Here is a 21,097-nt window from a genome sequence, read left to right on the forward strand (position 1 = left end):
TGAACATAGGGTTGGCTGAATATAGGGCTTGGTGGATTGTCAGTGGTGGAAGCGCTCAGCCGCCTGACGCGCCAGCTCGCGGATGCCGTCCCAGTCTTCCGCGTCAATCAACGCCTTGGGCGTCAACCATGACCCCCCCACGCACATGACATTGGGCAGGTTGAGATAATCGGCCGCATTGTCGACGGTGATACCGCCCGTGGGGCAAAAATGCGCGCCAGGAATCGGTGCACCGAACGCTTTCAACGCCTTGGCGCCTCCGCTGGATTCTGCCGGGAAGAACTTGAAGCGGCGGTAGCCATACTGCCAGCCGGTCATCAGCTCGGAAATTGTCGATACACCCGGCAACATGGGTACCGGGCTTTCCACCCCGTAGCGGTAGAGCGCTTCGGTAGCCCCGGGGGTGACCACAAAATCGGCTTCAACCTGCTCGGCCTGACGGTACTGGGCAGGTGTCAGTACCGTGCCCACCCCAATGCTGGCACTGGGCAGTGCCTCGCGCATGCGCTTGACGGCTTCCAGGGCACAGTCGGTGCGCAGAGTGACTTCCAGCACCGGCAAGCCTCCTTCCACCAGCGCTCGGCCCAAGGGAACGGCGTCTTCCAGGCGATCAATGGTCAACACCGGGATCACTTCCGCCTTCAGGCAGATGCTGTCCAGCTCGGCGGTGCGGGTTGAGGGAAGCTGCTTATCGATTGTCATGGGTCTTACTCCTGAAATTTTGTGGCTCGCCATCAAGGGGCCCAGTAAATGGCCAACGGGCTGGCCAGAAAAGCGCGAATAGGCAATTGGCGTACATCGTCGCCCTGCATGGCCTGGGCCAGCACATTGCGTTTATCGTCACCGCTGATGTGCAGGAAATGGCGCTGCGCCTGATGCAGCTGCCCGGCTGAAAAGGTAATACGCGGTTGAGGCTGGCTGGGCGTCCGCACCGCGACCAGAGGCTCTTCAGTAGTCAGCGCCAGATCCAGCTCCAGGCTATCGGGGAACAGCGAGGCGGTATGACCATCACCGCCCATGCCCAGAATCACCACACTGGCCGGCCAGGCCAGGCGAGCGGCTTGAGCGGACACTTCTGCAACGCCCTGTTCCGGGGTGGCTGCCGAGGTGGTCAAGGGTAAGAAGTGCGCGGCACTGGCGGGCCCTTGCAACAGGTGCTGGCGCACCAGTCGGGCATTGCTGTCGTCGCTTTGCGCATCCACCCAGCGCTCATCCGCCAGGGTGATGTCAATACGCTCCCAGGCCAGCGGCTTGGCGGCCAGGGCCTGAAAAAAAGGCACCGGCGTTGAGCCACCAGACACCACCAGAAGTACGCGTTCGCGCTGCTTCAGGTCGCTGCAAAGCGCTTCTGCCACGGCTTCAGCCAGCTGAGTGGCCAGGTGCTTACGTGCTTCGCTCATGTCAATAATCCTCGTACCAGCTGCGGCCATCCTGGGTAATCATGGCAATGGAGGCTACTGGCCCCCATGACCCGGCAGGATAGCGACGCGGTGGGGTATCACGGTTCTGCCAGCCTTCAATCAACTGGTCGCACCAGCGCCAGGCATATTCCACCTCATCACGTCGCACAAACAGGTACTGCTGCCCTTTCATCACTTCCAGCAGCAGGCGTTCATAGGCATCCGGAATACGCGACTTGGGAAAGGCGCTGTTAAAATCCAGATGCAAAGGGCCAGGACGCAAACGCATGCCTTTATGCAGGCCGCTATCCTTGGTCAATACCTGCAGGGCAATACCTTCTTCCGGCTGCAGACGGATGATCAGCTTGTTGGCAGCAATGCCACGCTGATCCGGGTCAAAGATATAGTGGGGCTGCTGGCGGAAGTGAATCACGATCTGGGAAAGCTTTTCCGGCATCCGCTTGCCAGTGCGCAGATAGAAAGGCACCCCCGCCCAGCGCCAGTTGGACACTTCGGTTTTCATGGCCACGAAGGTTTCCGTCTGGCTCTGGATATTGGCATCCTCTTCCTCAAGATAGCCGGGCACCGGCTGGCCATCCGTGGTACCGGCAATGTACTGGCCGCGCACCACATCACGACCCAGGGCATCGCCGGTAAACGGCTTGAGTGCCTTGAGCACCTTGACCTTTTCATCACGGATGGCATCAGCGTCAAGATTGGAAGGCGGGTCCATGGCGATCAGGCAAAGCAACTGCAGGAGATGGTTCTGCACCATATCACGCAGCTGACCGGCGTCATCAAAGTAGCCCCAGCGCCCTTCTATACCAACTTTTTCCGCGACCGTGATTTCCACATGGGAAATATGGTTCTGATTCCATTGGGTACCGAACAGCGGGTTGGCAAAACGCAGGGCAATCAGGTTCTGCACCGTTTCCTTGCCCAGGTAGTGGTCGATGCGGTAGATACGCGACTCTGGAAACACGGCACCAATCGCATCATTGATCTGCTGAGAAGAAACCAGGTCAGCGCCAATCGGCTTTTCGACAATCACCCGGGTTTCATCGTCCAGGCTGCCGCTGGCCTGCAGGTTATGGCAGATATCGCCGTAAATCTTGGCGCCGACTGACAAGTAAACCACCATGGGCCGCGGCGCCCCTTCCCGCCAGGCCTTGATGGTTTCAAAACCTTTGGCAGAGGTAAAATCCAGCTGACGATAATCCAGTCGGCCAAGAAAACGCTTGAGGCTGACCTTGTCCTGCTCATCGGTTTTCAGGCGTTTAAGAAGAGCCGCTTCAACCTCCTGACGGAACGAGGTCTCATCATGCTCCTGTCGCGCCAACCCCATGATGCGCGTGCTTTCCGGCATCAGGCCTTCACGGTCAAGGTGGTAAAGTGCCGGAAACAGCTTGCGTAACGCCAGATCGCCCAGTGCACCAAACAGGGCAAGATCAATGGCATGGTTCGGGTCACCCAAAGGGGATGTTGACGCATCACGGGGCTGGCTCATGATCGCTCCTTAATTCGGGGTCGATTGGGGTTCGGATAGGCAACAATCGTTCATACTCGCTTTATTTTAGTTAGATTAGTAAAAATATAACCAATATCGGCCATAAAAAGCAATTTAAAATGTAATTTTACTACAAAAAAATTACCTTTCTGCTTCCATCGCCTTTTTGCCTGACTAGCTATACAACGCATTCATTCTGCAACTTGTATGTTAGCGCTTTACTGCTACCTATTATTCCACTCTACGCCCCTTGGATACGCCATCGCCACGCCCATTGAGGATGAGGTGCGATTGCGTGTATTTGGCGACGCTAGTGATGAAAAAATGCTGCTCTATTGATTTTATTCCGACAGCGCTCAGTAACAACACGCTATGACAACAACAACGAGGTAAACACGCCATGGCTATATACAGAACCTTAATTTTGCCGTTGGCCGCCGCCACGCTTGCCGCCAGCGCCACCCTGCCTGCTTTTGCATTTAAAGACGACCGCCTGACGATCTGGATGGGCGATAATAAAGGCCAGGAAGGCATTCGCGCCGTTGCCGAAAAGTTTCTTGAAGACACCGGCATAGAGGTTGAAGTGATTTTCCCAGATAACCTGACCGACCGATTCCAACAGGCGGCAGGCAGCGGCCAGGGCCCAGATATTGTTATCTGGGCTCACGACCGCATGGGGGAATGGGCGCAAAGCGGCTTATTGAAACAGGTAGCCCCCAGCGACAGCTTCCGTGATGAATTTTACGATTTCACCTGGGAGTCCGTTCTCTGGAATGATGAAACCTACGGCTATCCGATATCCGTTGAATCATTGGGGCTGATTTATAACAAAGCACTGGTAGAAACCCCGCCAGAAAGCTTTGCTGAACTCATAGAACTGGACGCAGCTCTTTCCCAGGAAGACAAAAAAGCCATTCTGTTTGATTACAGCGAACCCTATTATGGCTGGACGCTGCTGGCGGCCAATGGCGGCTACCCGTTCAAGCAGACCGATGGCGGTTATAACGTTAGTGATATCGGCGTCAATAACGCGGGTGCCTTACAGGGAGCAGAACTACTGGTTGAGCTGATCGAAAGCGATGTAATCCCTCGTGGAACCGATTACAACCTGATGGATACGCGCTTTAATCAGGGTGAAGTCGCCACCATGATCAGCGGCCCCTGGGCATGGCCTAACCTAGCGCGCAGCGACATTGACTTCGGCGTTGCTCTGCTACCCAAAGTCGGTGATGAACGCGCCAAACCTATGTTCGGCGTGATGACAGCGATGATCAACTCCGCCTCGCCTAATGACTTTCTGGCAGTGGAGTTTTTAGAAAACTACCTGCTTAGCGAAGACGGCATGCGCACTTTCAACAATGATGGTTCATTAGGCGCTGTTGCCCATATTGACTATCAGGCAGAACTTGCCGACAACCCCAATATTGCTGCAACCCTGGAAAATGCGGAAATTGGTGTGCCAATGCCCAATATTCCTGAAATGGGTGCCTTCTGGGCCGCAATGGAACCTGCACTGCAAAACATTGGCAGTGGACGCCAGTCGCCTCAGGAAGCTCTGGACGCTGCCGCACGACGTATGCGGCAGTAGTCTTTTCTCTGCTCTTTTTGCCCGGTAGCCAATGCCACCGGGCAGCTTTCAGGATGTCCTCATGTATACCAGCAACGCATCGCGTGGCCTTCCCCGCCACCGTTCTCGCCATCTAGCCGAACGCTACACTCGCTGGGCTATGCGCAGCACGATTGCTGTTATGGTAATAGCGCTACTATGGCTGGTATTGGCGTTTCACCTTAACGGCCAGTGGATGTTTGCGCTGCTGTTTTTAGTCCTTGGTACCTCGCTGGGTGTGGTGTTTACCAGACGCACGTTAATGAGCCATCGCTATGTTTTTCCTGCCGTGGCCGGATTAGGGGTGTTTGTTATTTTCCCTTTGCTTTACACCATTGGTATAAGCTTTAGCAACTACAGCTCAAGCAACCTCTTATCTGAAGAACGCGTGCGCGGCCAGCTATTAAGCCAAACTTTCCAGCAGGAAGGAGCCGCCTTTGACCTGAGCTTGTATGGCGAGGATAAACTCACCCGACTCTTACTGGAGAACGATACCCAGCGTTTTCTTTCCTCACCACTGAACCTGACCAATCAGGAAAAGCGTCAGGTTGATGTTCAAACCATCGACACTGATCCCGCTGGGGAAGTCCTGAGCATGCGCGCCATCATCCAGGCGCGCGATACCCTTCAGGAACTGCGGCTGTTAATGCCTGAAGGCGGCGAGCTTCGCATGGCCGGATTGCGTCAATTTGCGCCGGTGGTGAACCGTTATGAAATTCGTGAAGACGGCTCGCTTTATGATCGTCGGGATGACCGTATATTGACACCTGACCCTACCATTGGCTTTTTTGTAGCGGATAACGGCGATCGGATAACGCCCGGCTGGCCAGTTAATGTCGGGTTGGCCAACTACACGCAGATTTTTAACGATCCGGACATTCGTGGTCCCTTCATACAGATCTTTGTGTGGACCTTTGTGTTTGCCGCTTTAACGGTAGTGTTTACTCTGGCGGTTGGTTTTGTTCTGGCATCACTGCTGCAGTGGGATCAACTCAAAGGCAAGGCCGTTTATCGTACGCTGTTGATCCTTCCTTACGCAGTGCCTGCGTTTATCTCAATTCTGATTTTCAAAGGCATGTTCAACCAACATTTCGGTGAAGTGAACATGATTCTGGATACACTGTTTGGCATTCATCCAGAGTGGTTTACTGACCCGTGGATGGCACGTTCCATGCTACTGATTGTAAATACTTGGCTGGGCTACCCGTATATGCTGCTTTTGTGTATGGGGCTGATACAGGCTATCCCTCAGGATCTGTATGAAGCCTCGGCGGTCGACGGTGGTGGCCCGCTGACTAACCTGTTCCGGATTACCCTGCCGCTGATCATAAAACCGTTGACGCCTCTTTTGATCGCGGCGTTTGCTTTTAATTTCAACAACTTCGTGCTGATCACACTCTTAACGGGAGGTAGCCCGGACATCCTCGGCGCCAGCACCCCCGCGGGCACGACAGACCTTTTGGTCAGCTACACCTACCGCATTGCATTTCAGGATGCTGGGCAGAATTTCGGATTGGCAGCCGCTATCGCCACGCTCATTTTCCTGTTGGTAGCCGGCTTGTCGCTGCTTAATTTGCGCCTTTCTAAAGTAAAGGTTTAGGAGATTAACCATGGCGATGGTTCAACCCCGCTCTGTCGGTGCGCGACGGTTAGGCGCTCATCTGGCGCTGATCTGTTTTGTTTCACTGATCGTCTTCCCGCTGCTGTTGGTGATTTCGATTTCCTTCCGCGAAGGCAACTTTGCCACCGGCAGCCTGATTCCCGAGCATTTCTCGCTAGAACACTGGTCACTGGCTTTGGGCATTCCCTGGGAACGTGCGGACGGCAGCATTGTTCAGCCTCCCTTCCCCGTGCTCCTGTGGTTATGGAACTCCATCAAGGTCGCGATCGTGTCCTCGGTATTAATACTGATGCTTGCAACCACTAGCGCTTACGCCTTTGCACGCATGCGCTTTAAGGGTAAAGAACCGCTTTTGAAAGGCATGCTGATCTTTCAGATGTTTCCGGCAGTACTGTCGCTGGTGGCGTTATATGCTCTGTTCGACCGTTTGGGCCAGTTTGTTGCCTGGCTGGGGATCAATACCCATGGCGCACTAATCGTGGCGTCACTGGGGGCAGTGGCACTACATATATGGACCATTAAAGGCTATTTTGAGTCGATTGATGGTTCACTTGAAGAAGCCGCAATGGTGGACGGCGCCAGCACCTGGCAAGCATTTCGTTATATTCTGTTGCCGCTTTCGATTCCCATTTTGATGGTGGTATTCATTCTGGCCTTCGTGATGAGTATTATGGAATATCCTATGGCCTCGGTACTGCTGGTGGATGAACACAAACTCACCCTGGCCGTCGGCGCCCAGCAATATCTTGCGGACCATAATCAACGTTGGGGAAATTTCGCTGCGGCTGCCGTGCTTTCCGGGCTGCCCATAACTGTTGCGTTTCTAATCTGCCAACGTTGGATTATTGGCGGCTTAACTGCAGGAGGAGTGAAAGGCTAACGCTCCATCAAGTCCTAAAGAACTCCTCTCTTGAGCAATTTGTTCATGGCCGGTGTGATTCGAATCGACACCGGTTTTTTTGTAGCCATGCAGATATCTAGCGCTTTACCATCAGGTAGTCCAAAAAAAAGCGCTTTAACAATGTCAGGCGCTTTTTTCTGTATATGAACCGGTTAACTGGCTATTGGCTTACCCCCTCGATATCAACCTGCCGAGGACAGGCATTGCCATGCGGATCAAACAGATGACAGTGCTGGCCCGCCAGACCCAACCGTGCCGTCTGGCCCTCGTCCAAGCGGGTCAAGCCATTTAAACGCTGAGTGAGCGTGGTTTCAATGCCATCTACCTGCCAGTGTCCCAAGGTTTCGTAGCCGAGCTTTTCCGCCACCAGTAAGGTGGCACTCAAACTGGCTTCAGCATGCTCGGTCTCAACAAAATCCTCTGCCCGCAGCCCAAGTGTAGCGCTATCTCCCGCCTGTAAGTGCTGGCCGTTTACGGCCACTGCCAGGATGTCATCATTATGCAGACGCACCAAGGTATGGTGCTCACTCGGTTCAACCACCGAAACGGGGAACGTATTAATACGTGGCGAGCCGATAAATTCAGCCACTTCAAGAGTTTTAGGAAAGTGATAGAGCGAGAGTGGCGCGCCCACCTGAGCGATACGGCCACGGGAAAGCAGCACGATGCGATCCGCCAGGGTCATGGCTTCCACCTGATCGTGGGTCACGTAGATCATGGTGGCGTTCAGGCGTTTGTGCAGTGCCGCAATCTGCACCCGCATATCGACCCGCAGCGCGGCATCCAGGTTGGATAACGGCTCATCAAACAGGAATACGGCCGGCTCTTTGACCAGCGTTCGGCCAATCGCGACGCGCTGACGCTGACCACCAGAAAGGTCTTTCGGCTTACGTTTCAAAAGTTCGGTCAAGTGAAGCATCCCTGCGGCATGCTGCACACGTTGGCTAATTTCGGCTTTGTCCGTGCGCGCCAGCTTCAGGCCAAAAGCCATGTTTTCCGCCACACTCATGTGCGGATACAGCGCATAGGATTGGAACACCATGCCGATATCCCGCTCTTGGGGCGGAATCTCGTTTATCCGCTGGCCATCAAGCTGCATGTCGCCTTCGGTGATATCTTCTAGACCGGCAATCATGCGCAGCAGGGTGGATTTTCCGCAGCCAGAGGGTCCGACGAATACCACAAACTCGCCATCTTCAATCGTGAGGTCGATATCCCGCGAAATTTCTACGCCGTCAAAGGATTTACCAATCCCATTCAATGTTAAACGTCCCATGGTGCGTCCTCCTCGGGTTGTGGGCAGCAGGCAATGGCCACGCCATAGGGCGGCAGCGTTAACTGGCCATCCTGCCAGTCGCCGTTCAGCCATCCCGGAGCCCCCTTGAGAGATTCAGCGCTGTCAGGCGCCGGCCGAGTGACAGCGTAATGGCTGAAGTTCAGCGCAATCAGCAGGCGTGTGTGCTGATAGGTACGTTCCAGACACAACACATCATCGCGCACGGGGTGATAGCGAACCTGGCCTTTTACCAGCACGGGCTGGGTGCGTCGAAAGGCCAGAAATCCGCGGTAGGCATTGAGTAGCGAACCAGCATCATTATCCTGCTTATCAACGGCAAGACGTGCATGCGATTCAGGCACCGGCAGCCAGGGCGTCGCCTGGCTAAAGCCAGCGTGTCGGGCATCAGCTTGCCAGGGATGCGGGGTACGGCAGCCGTCGCGGCCTTTATAGGATGGCCAGAAGGTAATGCCCGCCGGGTCAACCAGCTGATCAAAGGTCAGCTCAGCTTCAGGCAAGCCCAGCTCTTCGCCCTGATAAAGACACACGCTACCGCGCTGAGTCATCAAAAACACCATGTAAAGGCGCAGCTTATCCAGTTGCCCTTCAGCCTGCCAGCGCGTGGCAAGGCGGATAACGTCATGATTGCCCAGCGCCCAGCAGGGCCAGCCATCACCGATACGCGCCTCCATTTCTGTCAATGTTTCATGCAGATAGTCGGGGGACGCTTTATCTGTCAGCAGATTGAAGGAGTAACACATATGCAGGCGGTTACCGCCTTGGGAATATTCCGCCATCACGCCCAGGGCGTCATCGTCACCGACTTCACCCACGCTCGTCGAGCCGGGGTATTCATCCATCAGGCCACGCAGGCGCTCCAGAAACAGCACGTTTTCCGGCTGGGTCTTGTCGTACTGATGTAACTGATAACCGTAGGGGTTATCCGGACGCACGCCGAGAAAGCCTTCCGTCACGTCTGCCCGAGGCGGATTGTCTTTGAGTTCGCCGTGCGTGCAGAAGTTGACGGCATCCAGACGGAAACCGTCGACACCCCGCTCCAGCCAGAAGCGTACCTCCTCCAACATTGCCTCCACGACAGCCGGAGTGCGGAAATTCAGATCCGGCTGACTAACCAGGAAGTTATGCAGATAATACTGGCAACGGCGAGTATCCCACTGCCAGGCACTGCCACCAAAGACTGACTGCCAGTTGGTCGGCGGTGAGCCGTCGGGCCTGGGGTCAGCCCATACATACCAGTCGGTTTTTGGGTTATCGCGGCTTTGGCGGCTCTCTTCAAACCAGGCGTGCTGGTCAGAGGTATGTGACATGACCTGATCAATGGTGACCTTAAGCCCTCTCGCATGGGCCGCTTCCACCAACCGATCAAAGTCATTCAGGGTGCCGAACATGGGGTCTACGCCGCGATAATCGCTGATGTCATAGCCGAAATCTTTCATCGGTGAGGTAAAAAATGGAGATAGCCAGATAGCGTCGACATTGAGTGAGGCAATATAATCCAGCTTTTCGATCACGCCCTGCAGATCACCAATGCCATCGCCGTGGCTATCCATAAAACTGCGTGGGTAAATCTGGTAAATGACGGCGCCACGCCACCAGTCAGCGCCCTGGTTACCAACATAATCTGAGGTAGAAGGTGTCTGCATCATTATCTTGTCCTTATGTTTGCCTAGGCTGGCATGATGCAGCCTTGCCACGCAGATAAAATCCTCCCCGACTCACCCCCTCAGGCGTAGTTGCCTGGATGAGTTCCTGGAATAGGTCTCTGGAATGGACAGGTCTTTAAAGCCACCCTGCCATCACTCAAACCGAGGCGTCTCCCTGAATATGCGCCAGCAACTGCCCTGCCAGTGCAATGGCATCACTGCGTCGCTGAATATTCTGCTTCTGATACAGACTGCGGATATGGGTCTTGATCGTCGTCGGTGCCACGGATAACTGCTCAGCAATCTGTTCATTGGAAAGCCCGGCATGAATCAGCCCCAGAATCTGCCACTCGCGCCGCGTTAGCGGCGATGTACGGATCAGTTCGGGCACATCGGGGCGTGCCACGATGTCAGCAATCACAGTTTCATCCAGCATCAGTCGCCTGGCGTTACCAAAATCTTTCTGACGGCCCACCAGACTCAGCAGCCGCTCAGCGCGCCCTTTTTCAAGCGAAGACACGTCAGAGGAAGACGAGCTTTTGCCTGTCAGTAACATCGACAACAGTTCACCCAACGGCTTGCCCAAGCGTAAAAAGCTGCCAACCAGCGCCGTGCGCGACGCCAGGCTCAGTGCCTGTTGAAGATGGCGGCAGGCCTGATCGGTCTGACCCTGATGCCATGCCACAGCTGCCAGACAGATCTCGTTGCGGTTTGCATCCGTTATCAGACCGAGACGCTGGGTTTGAATTTCAAGCGCTTCCAGAAATGTTCGGGCCTCATCATAATGGCCCAGTAAGGTTAGCGCGCGGGCATGATTGCGCACATTGCATTGAGAAAAGTGGTTAGTGGCATGCTTGGTCAGTGGTGCTGGAGCTTCCTGACGCCAACGTTCAACGGCATCCATGTCATTCGTCAACTGCCACCAGGTCAGAAGCGCGGCGTGGGCATTGGCCACCCAGTCAATATGGTAATCACCCTCGGCGAGGATTTTTCGCATCCGCCGGATATAATCAGCACACTGGGCTTGATCGCCACGGCTCTGAGCTACTTTGACAAGCTGAATATGGCATTGAAGCGTCCAGCGCTCCCCCTGGTTATCAAGTACTGCAATGCCTTTCAGTGCTGCCTGTTCGGCTTCATCAAGCCGGTGCCATTCCCACAACACCTGGCTGCGAATGCGATACAGAAACTCCGCCACCGGGAGGTGTTCCAGTTCCTCTCGCTCCAGATGCACCAGGGCGCGTTCCTGAATATCGTAGGCGGCCTGCAGGCGACCTTGAGCCACCAGCGCTTCTGACTGATGGCAACATGCCCACAGCAACCGCTGATGGTCATCATGCTGGCGCGCCTGACGCTCGACGTCACGCACCCGCTGCAATGACTCTTCTAGGTAGCCTTGTACAAAGCGTGCCTCGCTGAGAATGGCCGTCGCGGTCAATGGCGTTGACGCTAGATAACGAGGCGGCACTGACAGCGCTTTTTCAGCCAGTGGCGCAGCCAGCTCGGCATTACCGTGGTTAATCGCCAACTGAGCACGCAGGGTGGCAAATTCAGCCATTAACGTCTGCCATTCAGGTTCATCCAACTGCGCCTCTATCCAACCAATCACTCGTGCCGTTACATCAAACTGAAACTGAGCGTGTGACACCCAACCATAAAGCAGCATATGCTCAGGACTTTTCGAGAGACGCGGCTCGCCCAACAGCGCAAAGCCTTGCGCCAACAACGCATAGGCACCGCTGGCCAATAACGCCGGCCCCTGGGCCGTCATCAAGCTAGCAATGTCTTCCTGCTCCTCCGCCAGAACCGCCTGTCGCAGTGCCATCACAGGGTAGTTAAGCGCCAGCCAGGCGTGGCTGGCTCGCTGGTGCAACCTGCGCTGGGTGGCAAGGCTCAGTTCATGACGACGGTGACGAAGGTACTCGCCAAACAGCCTTTGAAAGCGAAACCATTGGGCATGGGGGTCTAGTCGCTCAATGAATAATCCAGCCTGCTCAAAAGCTTCAAAACGCTGGGTTAACCGCTCACCTTCCAGAAGGCGCGCCATTAACTCAGGGGAAAATCGCTCGAGCACCCCCAACTGAAGTATCAGCTCGCGTTCTTCTGGTGGAAGCGTCGCCGCAAGCATTTCATCAAACCAGGCCACAAAATCAGGGTGTGCACCGCTTAATCGCTCTACCAGGGCATCAAACCCTGCTCGGGTAGTAGTTCGTTCTATCAGCCAGTTAAGCGCCATTATCCAACCGCCACTTCTGCGCAACGCACGCTCAAGACTGACGCGGGCAGGAGGAAAACTGAGCTGTTCAGCACACAGGGTTTGCGCCTCTTCGCTATTAAAGGCCAACTCATGATGGCCAATCTCTTCAAGTTCTCCTTTCAAACGCAGACTTGCCAGCCCAAGCGCAGGACGCGAGCGGCTGACAAGTGTCAGGGTCAACCAAGGCGGTTGGTGATTCAGCCAATGCGTAATCCCTGACAGAATATCGGGGTGATCCAGATGTTCAAATTCATCCACGACCAGCCGACACGGCGAACGTTGCGCCGGTAATTCTCCCAACCACCATTCAAGCTGCGTGATACTGTCAATATTATCGGCCATGGCGGAAAGTGGCCCTGAATCACCAAGCAGCGAACTCAGTGCGGCCTGCCAGTAAGTTAAAAAGCGCGCAGGCTGATTATCCTGTGGGTCCAGGCACAGCCAGGCAGCTTCCTGTTCCAGCGCAGGCAGTCGCTCGGCCAGCAGGGTGGTTTTGCCATAACCCGATGGCGCCTCAAGCACAAACAGGCGAACATGATCGTTCAAGATAAAATGATCATTCAGGCGTGGACGGGCTACTACGCTCAGTGGCAGCAGCGGAGCTTTTAGTTTTTCTTGTAATAGCGGCATCTGCGTTTCTCTATATCAGGCCCTTTTAATAAAAAAAGCCCGCGAGAACGCGGGCAAACCATCAGCGAAACAGGTCTTGATCCATCTACTAGCAAGGCAACCCAATGGTGGGTCAGCGATTAAAACCAGACTTCAGTCTGTACACCGAAGCTCCACTGACCTCCGGTGAAACCTTCATCACCAAAGGCGTCATCAGCCGCATAGCCGTTAAGTTCTTCATCCCAGTCGGTATAGGACGCGAACAGACGAATTTCGGGGCGCTTCCAGAAACCCCCGACCTCCGGTTTGAAGGTTGGCGCTATGGTCAACTTGCCAAAGTTACCGCTTGCCGCATTACCATCACCGCGGTCCAGATCCATATACTGGTAGCTGCCTTCATACTGCATTTCAAAGTTCTGGGTAATCTCATTAGCCAGGCGCAGGTTGAAGGTTGCCCAGTCAAAGCTATCGCCTTTGTTGAGCCGATCCTCACTGGTCTCTGCCAGTACAGAAGGTGCCGCACGCCAGTTAGGCGCTACATAAGTGGTGCCATACATGGCCAGACGTGTAGCGTTAGCGTCTTCAGTCAAATCACCGTTACTGCCCAAGCTTTTCACTTCAGCGCCCAAGCCCTGACCGTGAAGTACCGCGGCTTTGAAGTTGCCTTCACTCCCAAAGAAGTTATCACCATGATAAGCCACCATGGTATGCCAACCGCTGTCAGCTGCTTGCTGGCCTGCACCGATATCACGTTCGTCGTTATCGGCGGCCGACATGGCATTGACCATCACCTGAACGTCACCGAAATAGTTGTTCGAGGTCAGTACCAGGTTATCGGTATCGCTGCTATCTCCGTCCAGGGTTCCATAATCGCTGAAGCTGCGGCCGTAAAGAGAAAAGCTGGACTGCCAGTTATCCGCAAACTGCATATCGTAGATACCCGCACCGGTACCGGCCAGGAAGACCACATCGCTATCCAGCCAGTGGATATCAAAGTTGTTACGATCAAAGCGCTTACCTGCCCAGATAGAGGCATTCTCAAACGCACCGGTAAAGCTGGGCAGGTCGCTGAACTCGGCGTACACCTGACGCACGTTCAGGTTGGTGTCATCGCCTACCCAGTCATTGCTGGAGTCTGTACCGTGGGCCAGCATGGTGGTGTATCGGGCCTTGGCGCCATTATCGAAGCGCATGCGATAATTCAGGATTGCCTCTGAATAGGTATCCGGTTCATTACCCAGACGCCCGACGGCGCCTCCCAGGCTGCCTGCAGGAGTCACATAAGGACCGCCATTAATACTTTTACCGTCTTCGCCAAGCAGCAACCCTGAGCGGGCGTAAACATTGAAAGAGAAACCTTCCTCACCGCTGGCCTGGCGTTCAACAGCTGCCAGACGCTCTTCGACATCCTGGCTGGCCGCTGCAGGTGCGCTGGAGGCAGGGGCACTTTCCAGATTCTGCTCGGCGATCTCGGCACGCCTTTCGGCGTCAGCGGCACGCTGCTCAGCAGAAGCAATACGCGCTTCAAGCTCAGCCAGGCGCTCTTCAACACCGGTATTGGCTGAGGCAACGCCGCTGAGGCCGAGAGAGGCGGTAGCGACGGCAACGGCAAGAGGTGTTCTGAAGGTCTTCCGGGAGACTGCAGTAACTGTTGTAGCGGAAAATATTCCGGGCGTTGTTGTATGCATGATTCGACAACCTTGTTGTGGTCGTGTCCGAAGTGGCGTTCTCTTCGATCAACACATTATTATTGATTTACACTTTTGAACGGCAACAAGATCAATTGTCACGAACAGATGGCCTTGTAACCGTATGGGAAAACTTAATCGATTAAGTGCACCAAAACCAACCCGAGTGTCCAATATTTCGACCAATGTCTAACAAAAAATCACTAAAACGTCATATCTCTGCCACATATGCAACAAAAGTCTATATTGAATTTACCCACTTCAACCCGCTAAGTTGGCCTTGCAGTATCTTAATCGTTTAAGATGCACTGCAAAAAAATAGTCAATCACGATTTTTCACGCTTGAATGAGCATGCCATTATTTCCGTCCCTTAAGCGTCGACAACAACAATCAGAGAGGAATGCACCAATGAAAAAGACCCTGATCTCTACCGCGATTGTACTTGCCAGTTCCACCGGGGCTGTTAGCCACGCACAGGCAGCAGACCTGACCATTTCCTGCGGTGCCGTAGGCGCAGAACTGACACTCTGCGAGGAGGGTGTTGCCGCATGGGAAGACAAGACCGGCCATGAAGTCGATATTGTTTCTACGCCAAACTCTTCAACCGAACGTTTATCCCTGTACCAGCAGATCCTGTCGGCCAATTCCAGCGATATTGACGTCATGCAGATTGACGTTGTCTGGCCTGGCCTGCTGGCTAACCACCTGCTCGATCTCAACGAAGCGCTGGGGGAAAATATTGCCGATGACCACTTCGAAACTATCGTGACCAATAACACTATCGACGATCGACTGGTCGCCATGCCCTGGTTTACCGATGCAGGCGTGCTCTACTACCGCAAGGACCTGCTCGAAAAGCATGGCTTCGAAGCGCCAGCCACCTGGCAGGAGCTGACCGATATTGCCAAGACCATCCAGCAAGCGGAACAGGAAGAAGGCAATGAGCGTATGCGCGGGTTTGTTTTCCAGGGTCGCGCCTATGAAGGTCTGACCGTCAATGCGCTGGAATGGGTCGCTAGCCACGGTGGCGGCAACATCGTCGAGGCAGACGGCGAGATCAGTATCAACAATGAGAACGCCGCCGAGGCTCTGGATCTGGCCGCTTCGTGGATCGATGATATCTCCCCCAACGGTGTGCTGAACTATACCGAAGAAGAGGCCCGCGGTGTTTTCCAGGGCGGCAATGCCGTCTTTATGCGTAACTGGCCCTATGCCTGGTCACTGGCCCAGAGCGAAGACAGTGATGTACGCGACAAGGTCGGCGTTATTCAGCTGCCTGCCGGGGGTGAGGACGGCCAGAGCGCTGCAGGCCTGGGCGGCTGGAACCTGGCGGTTTCCCGCTACAGCGAGAACCCGGAGCTGGCCGCTGATCTGGTAGCTTACCTGACCGGTAAGGAAGAACAGAAACGCCGCGCTATCGAGGCATCCTACAATCCCACCATTGATGCGCTTTATCAGGATGAGGAAGTACTTGATGCAGTGCCCTTCTTCGGCACTCTGTACGACACTTTCACCAACGCGGTCGCCCGCCCGTCTGCGCCCACCGGCGATGCCTATGGCCGGGTGAGCAACGCCTTCTTCAGTGCCTCTCATGATGTGCTGTCTGGCAACATGACCGGCGCAGAAGCAGTGGAAAGGCTCGAACGTGACCTGATGCGCCTGAAGCGTCGTAACTGGTAAGCGCGGAGCGCCTTATGTCAACTTCACTGGATACCGATGCGCCCCAAGGGGCGCATCCTCTCACACCCCAGGGGCGCAGCACCAAGGTGCGCCGGCAGCGGGTAAAGGCTGCCTGGCTATTTCTGGCTCCCATGCTGATTGCCCTGACGCTGGTGGCGGGCTGGCCGCTTTTCAGAACATTTTTTCTCAGCCTGACCGATGCCTCGCTATCGGATTTGGGCGATGCCAACATGATTGGTTTCGAGAACTACCTGGTCTACGACAATGGCCGCTGGTTTGGCGTGCTTGCCGATCCTGTCTGGTGGCAATCTGTCTGGAACACGGTGTATTTCTCGATTGTATCGGTTTCTCTGGAAGTCATTTTCGGCGTCATCGTAGCCTTGATCCTCAACGCCGAGTTCAAGGGCCGCACCATAGTGCGCGCTGCCGTGCTGATACCCTGGGCCATACCCACCATTGTATCCGCACAGATGTGGGCCTGGATGCTTAACGACCAGTTCGGCATCATCAATCACTTGCTGATGATGGTCGGCATTATCGAGGATCCGGTCGCCTGGACGGCCAGCGCTACTTACTCCATGTGGGCGGTGATCATGGTCGATGTCTGGAAAACCATTCCTTTTGTGGCCTTGCTGGTACTTGCCGCCCTTCAGATGCTGCCCAAGGACTGCTACGAAGCCGCCGAGGTCGACGGTATTCACCCAGTACGCGTCTTCTTCAAGGTCACCTTGCCGCTGATTACCCCGGCGCTCATGGTGGCGGTGATTTTCCGCCTGCTGGATGCCTTGCGGGTGTTCGACGTCATCTATGTCCTGACTTCCAACTCGACCAGCACCATGTCGATGTCTGTCTATGCCCGCCAACAGCTGGTGGAGTTCCAGGATGTCGGCTACGGCAGCGCTGCCTCTACCCTGCTGTTTTTGATCATTGCCCTGGCCACCATTGCCTACCTCTATGTCGGGCGCAACAAAATTCAACTGGGAGGTGACTGATGAACCAGCGTCAGCTAGCCAAAATTGCCAAACGCGTCGGTTTCTGGGCGCTGATTGCCCTGATCATGGTGTATGCCGTATTCCCCTTTTATTACGCCGTGATCACCTCCATCAAACCCTCTGGCGATCTGTTCATGGTCGAGCTGTGGCCGTCCAGGTGGAACCTGGATAACTACGCCCAGATCTTCAGCCAGTCGAGCTTTTTGCGCGCCATCCTCAACTCCATCATAGTGGCATTTTCGGTGGTGTTTATCGCTCTTTTACTGGGGATTACTGCTTCCTATGCCCTGGGCCGCGTTCGTTTTCGCGGACGCTCCACCATCATGCTGGTGATTCTTGGGGTCTCCATGTTTCCTCAGGTCGCCGTACTCTCAGGCCTGTTCGAGGTGATACGTGCCCTGAACCTCTATAACAACCCAGCTGGCCTGATACTCAGCTATACCATTTTTACGTTGCCCTTCACCGTGTGGGTGCTCACCACCTTTATGAAAGAGCTCCCCATGGAACTGGAAGAAGCGGCCATCATGGATGGTGCAACACCGTGGATTACGATCACCAAGGTATTTCTGCCGTTGATGTGGCCTGCCATGGCTACTACCGGTTTGCTTGCCTTTATCGCCGCGTGGAATGAGTTCCTGTTCGCCCTGACCTTCACCCTGACCGACACCCAGCGTACCGTGCCTGTCGCAATTGCCCTGCTGTCGGGTGGTAGCGCCTTCGAGCTGCCCTGGGGGCCGATTATGGCAGCGTCAGTGGTCGTTACAGTTCCACTGGTAATACTGGTGATCATTTTCCAGCGCCGTATTGTCTCTGGCCTGACCGCCGGTGCGGTTAAAGGCTGATTTCTCCCTACATGATGGATTCCTTTATGCATGACACAACTTCTTGGTGGCGCGGCGGTGTGATTTACCAGATCTATCCGCGCAGCTTTATGGACAGCCGCGGCGACGGCATCGGCGATCTGCAAGGCATCACCAATAAGCTGGAGTATGTGGCTTCGTTGAACGTGGACGGCATCTGGCTATCCCCTTTCTTCACGTCACCCATGCTCGACTTCGGCTATGACATCAGTAACTACCGCGATGTCGACCCGATGTTCGGCACTCTGGAAGATTTCAAGGCCCTGCTGGAAAAAGCGCATTCTTTAGGGCTCAAGGTCATGATCGATCAGGTCATCAGCCATACATCGGATCAGCACCCGTGGTTCCAGGAAAGCCGCCAGAACCGCAGCAACCCCAAAGCGGACTGGTTTGTATGGGCAGATCCGAAACCCGATGGGACCCCGCCCAATAACTGGCTTTCCATTTTTGGGGGTCCGGCATGGACCTTTGATTCGCGTCGCCAGCAGTATTACCTGCATAACTTCCTGACCAGCCAGCCGGATATCAATTTCCACAACCCCGAAGCGCGTCAGGCACAGCTGGACAACATGCGTTTCTGGCTGGAATTGGGCGTCGACGGTTTCCGTCTGGATACTGTCAACTTCTACTATCACGACCAGCAGCTACGCGATAATCCACCTGTGCCATCGGGAGAATCCAAAACCCTGGGAGCGCCGGAAACCAACCCCTATACCTGGCAGCGCCACGTGTATGATATCAGTCGTCCGGAAAACCTTGGCTTTCTCAAGGAACTGCGCGCCCTGACGGATGAATACCCCGGTACCACCACAGTGGGTGAAATTGGCGACGACAATCCGCTGGAACGCATGGCCGAGTACACCGCAGGTGGCGACAAGCTGCATATGGCCTACACCTTTGATCTGCTTAACAAGCCGCACTCTGCCAGCTACCTGCGCGAGGTCATCACCCGCTTCCAGCAGCTGGCCGGCGATGCCTGGCCCTGCTGGGCCACGTCTAATCATGATGTGGTACGCAGCGCGACACGCTGGGGGGCCGATGAAGATCCACGCGCCTATCCCAAGGTAGTCACGGCCATGCTGCTGTCACTACGCGGCAGCGTCTGCCTTTATCAGGGCGAGGAACTGGGCCTGCCAGAAGCAGATGTATCCTATGACCGCATTCAGGACCCTTACGGCAAAGTACTTTGGCCAGAGTTCAAGGGGCGTGACGGCTGCCGCACACCGATGCCCTGGAACAATGGCTTGCATGCTGGATTTTCAGTGGTCGAGCCCTGGCTGCCGGTTGACCCGCGCCATCTGGGTCTCGCGGTCAGCCATCAGCAGCATGACCCACAATCAGTGCTCAGCGCCACAGCTAGATTGCTGGCTTTCCGGCGTCAGCACCCGGCGCTGTTTGACGGTGACATTACGCTGGTGGATGTTGGTGAAAACCTGCTGGGCTTTGTTCGCGAATCTGCCAACGAAAAAATACTGTGTGTGTTCAACATGACCGCCAAGCAGCAAAGCACATCGTTACCCGTCGATATTCAGGAGGAGCTCTGCGGGCACGGCTTTGATACCCAGCTGAATGGGACCTCATTGACACTACCCGCTTATCAGGCCGCTTACCTGCTGACCACTTGAAACAGGTAATATCTGGCAAGTAAAGGTAGCCATTAACGACAACAATTGATAACAGAGCCGCCAGGGATATTGCATTGGCGGCTTGTAAGGAGTCACCCATGGCAAGCGTCACACTTGAAAAAATCAACAAGGTATTTGGGCGCGATCACATTATAAAAGATGTTGATCTCTCAATTGGAAACGGCGAGTTTGTGGTCTTTGTAGGACCTTCCGGTTGTGGTAAATCCACCCTGCTACGCCTGATCGCCGGTCTGGAATCGATCACCGACGGTGACCTTAAGATAGGTGACGACGTGGTCAACGAACTGCCTCCCAGAGAGCGCGGCGTGGGCATGGTCTTTCAGTCCTACGCGCTCTACCCGCACATGACGGTCTACGAAAACATGGCCTTTGGCCTCAAGCTTGCCAAGGAAAATGCCGAGACCGTCGACGAGCGGGTCATGAGCACGGCCAGAATCCTGCAACTTGAAGAGCTTTTGCACCGCAAGCCCAAGGCCCTTTCAGGTGGCCAGCGCCAGCGAGTTGCCATGGGCCGCGCCATGGCCCGGGAGCCACGTATTCTGCTGTTTGATGAGCCACTATCCAACCTTGACGCCTCCCTGCGTGTGCAAATGCGTAACGAGATTGCTCGCCTGCATAACCGCCTGGGCTCCACCATGATCTACGTGACCCACGATCAGGTAGAGGCTATGACCCTGGCAGACAAGATAGTTGTGCTTAATGGCGGGCATATTGAACAGGTAGGTTCACCCCATGAGCTGTATCAGCGTCCAGCTACCCGATTTGTTGCTGGTTTTATGGGCTCTCCGACCATGAACTTCATGCCAGCCACCCTGGTCAGCAGCGATAACCTGGGCTGTCGACTTAACGTTCCGGGCGTTGGCGAGGTAGCCCTGCCCCAGGATGCTCAACACCTCGACAAGGGAGCGGAATTGACGATCGGCGTTCGCCCCGAGCACCTTCGCTTGGCAGAACCAAAGGCAGATAATCGTTTTGATATTGTCAATGTTGAATACCTGGGGAACGAAGTCTACGTTTATCTTGAACCTAAAGAAGGTGATATCCTGATCGTCCATCGCAGTGAAGCCCCCAGCCAATGGAAGCAGGGTCAGGCCGTGTCGCTGCTACCTGACACTACACACGTACATGTGTTTGATGGCAACGGCAAGGCATTGTTGGCTACCCCGACAAACGCTGCTGCCTAGCAGGGGTTAAAAAAAGTATCGGCTCAGCCCTGCCTTTCATTCAGACAGGGTGACGATAGCAGGGTTGGGCCGTTATCATCTGACTGTTTTAACGCGTAAGACAAGTGCGCCAGAACCGTTGTCTCATTCACCTGACCAAAATCACTCAGTGACCTTGTCAGTTACAATAATACAGAGTACCCAAACAATAGTTGGCGCTACAAAT

General features: G+C 54.8%; 15 protein-coding genes. 8 read left to right on the forward strand and 7 right to left on the reverse strand.

Features of this window, described 5'->3' with window-relative positions; all coding sequences use genetic code 11:
* Nucleotides 1-39: 39 nt before the first annotated feature.
* From LL947_RS07795 to zwf, 3 genes are read right to left on the reverse strand one after another with little or no spacing between them, the layout of a single operon-like run.
* Nucleotides 40-702 (reverse strand): bifunctional 4-hydroxy-2-oxoglutarate aldolase/2-dehydro-3-deoxy-phosphogluconate aldolase, encoded by a 663-nt coding sequence (locus LL947_RS07795; RefSeq protein ID WP_290824116.1) that lies wholly within the window; start codon nucleotides 700-702, stop codon nucleotides 40-42.
* Nucleotides 703-734: 32 nt separating this feature from the next.
* Nucleotides 735-1,400, reverse strand: coding sequence for a 6-phosphogluconolactonase (pgl, locus tag LL947_RS07800; RefSeq protein WP_499832858.1), 666 nt, complete (start codon nucleotides 1,398-1,400; stop codon nucleotides 735-737).
* A gap of 1 nt (nucleotide 1,401) precedes the next feature.
* On the reverse strand, nucleotides 1,402-2,907 hold the full coding sequence (zwf, locus tag LL947_RS07805) for a glucose-6-phosphate dehydrogenase (protein ID WP_404413352.1): 1,506 nt from the start codon (nucleotides 2,905-2,907) through the stop codon (nucleotides 1,402-1,404).
* Between the two features lie 400 nt (nucleotides 2,908-3,307).
* On the opposite strand from zwf, the gene malE reads away from it, so the two are divergent.
* From malE to malG, 3 genes are all read left to right on the forward strand, one after another.
* Nucleotides 3,308-4,495: a maltose/maltodextrin ABC transporter substrate-binding protein MalE gene (gene malE / locus LL947_RS07810; RefSeq protein WP_499832859.1), complete on the forward strand. Its 1,188-nt coding sequence runs from the start codon at nucleotides 3,308-3,310 to the stop codon at nucleotides 4,493-4,495.
* 61 nt (nucleotides 4,496-4,556) lie between these two features.
* Nucleotides 4,557-6,113: a maltose ABC transporter permease MalF gene (gene malF, locus LL947_RS07815; protein WP_499832860.1), complete on the forward strand. Its 1,557-nt coding sequence runs from the start codon at nucleotides 4,557-4,559 to the stop codon at nucleotides 6,111-6,113.
* Between the two features lie 10 nt (nucleotides 6,114-6,123).
* Entirely contained in the window at nucleotides 6,124-7,014 is an 891-nt protein-coding gene (gene malG, locus LL947_RS07820) for a maltose ABC transporter permease MalG (protein WP_499832861.1), read from the forward strand.
* A 181-nt stretch (nucleotides 7,015-7,195) separates the two neighbouring features.
* On the opposite strand, the gene ugpC is transcribed toward malG, so the two are convergent.
* The 4 genes from ugpC to LL947_RS07840 form a co-directional block, all read right to left on the reverse strand.
* Nucleotides 7,196-8,311: a sn-glycerol-3-phosphate ABC transporter ATP-binding protein UgpC gene (ugpC, locus tag LL947_RS07825; RefSeq protein ID WP_499832862.1), complete on the reverse strand. Its 1,116-nt coding sequence runs from the start codon at nucleotides 8,309-8,311 to the stop codon at nucleotides 7,196-7,198.
* Nucleotides 8,299-9,978: an alpha-amylase family glycosyl hydrolase gene (locus LL947_RS07830; RefSeq protein WP_499832863.1), complete on the reverse strand. Its 1,680-nt coding sequence runs from the start codon at nucleotides 9,976-9,978 to the stop codon at nucleotides 8,299-8,301. The genes ugpC and LL947_RS07830 overlap by 13 nt, the downstream gene beginning before the upstream one ends.
* A gap of 154 nt (nucleotides 9,979-10,132) precedes the next feature.
* Nucleotides 10,133-12,862, reverse strand: coding sequence for an HTH-type transcriptional regulator MalT (malT, locus tag LL947_RS07835; RefSeq protein WP_499832864.1), 2,730 nt, complete (start codon nucleotides 12,860-12,862; stop codon nucleotides 10,133-10,135).
* A 119-nt stretch (nucleotides 12,863-12,981) separates the two neighbouring features.
* Nucleotides 12,982-14,529, reverse strand: coding sequence for a carbohydrate porin (locus LL947_RS07840; RefSeq protein WP_499832865.1), 1,548 nt, complete (start codon nucleotides 14,527-14,529; stop codon nucleotides 12,982-12,984).
* Between the two features lie 409 nt (nucleotides 14,530-14,938).
* Here LL947_RS07840 and LL947_RS07845 point away from each other — a divergent pair, with 409 nt between their 5' ends.
* The 5 genes from LL947_RS07845 to LL947_RS07865 all read left to right on the forward strand — a co-directional run bounded on the left by LL947_RS07845 (nucleotide 14,939) and on the right by LL947_RS07865 (nucleotide 20,892).
* The gene (locus tag LL947_RS07845; protein ID WP_499832866.1) at nucleotides 14,939-16,210 is read left to right on the forward strand and encodes an ABC transporter substrate-binding protein; all 1,272 of its coding nucleotides are present in this window, start codon (nucleotides 14,939-14,941) and stop codon (nucleotides 16,208-16,210) included.
* 14 nt (nucleotides 16,211-16,224) lie between these two features.
* The gene (locus tag LL947_RS07850) at nucleotides 16,225-17,202 is read left to right on the forward strand and encodes a carbohydrate ABC transporter permease (protein WP_499832867.1); all 978 of its coding nucleotides are present in this window, start codon (nucleotides 16,225-16,227) and stop codon (nucleotides 17,200-17,202) included.
* Nucleotides 17,202-18,044, forward strand: coding sequence for a carbohydrate ABC transporter permease (locus tag LL947_RS07855; RefSeq protein WP_404413356.1), 843 nt, complete (start codon nucleotides 17,202-17,204; stop codon nucleotides 18,042-18,044). The genes LL947_RS07850 and LL947_RS07855 overlap by 1 nt, the downstream gene beginning before the upstream one ends.
* A 26-nt stretch (nucleotides 18,045-18,070) precedes the next feature.
* The gene (locus tag LL947_RS07860) at nucleotides 18,071-19,687 is read left to right on the forward strand and encodes an alpha-glucosidase (RefSeq protein ID WP_499832868.1); all 1,617 of its coding nucleotides are present in this window, start codon (nucleotides 18,071-18,073) and stop codon (nucleotides 19,685-19,687) included.
* A 98-nt stretch (nucleotides 19,688-19,785) separates the two neighbouring features.
* Complete coding sequence (locus tag LL947_RS07865) at nucleotides 19,786-20,892, forward strand: ABC transporter ATP-binding protein (protein WP_404413359.1); 1,107 nt, start codon at nucleotides 19,786-19,788, stop codon at nucleotides 20,890-20,892.
* Nucleotides 20,893-21,097 lie beyond the last annotated feature (205 nt).

The sequence above is a fragment of the Halomonas sp. BLK-85 genome, assembly GCF_044792155.1.
Taxonomy (GTDB): domain Bacteria; phylum Pseudomonadota; class Gammaproteobacteria; order Pseudomonadales; family Halomonadaceae; genus Vreelandella.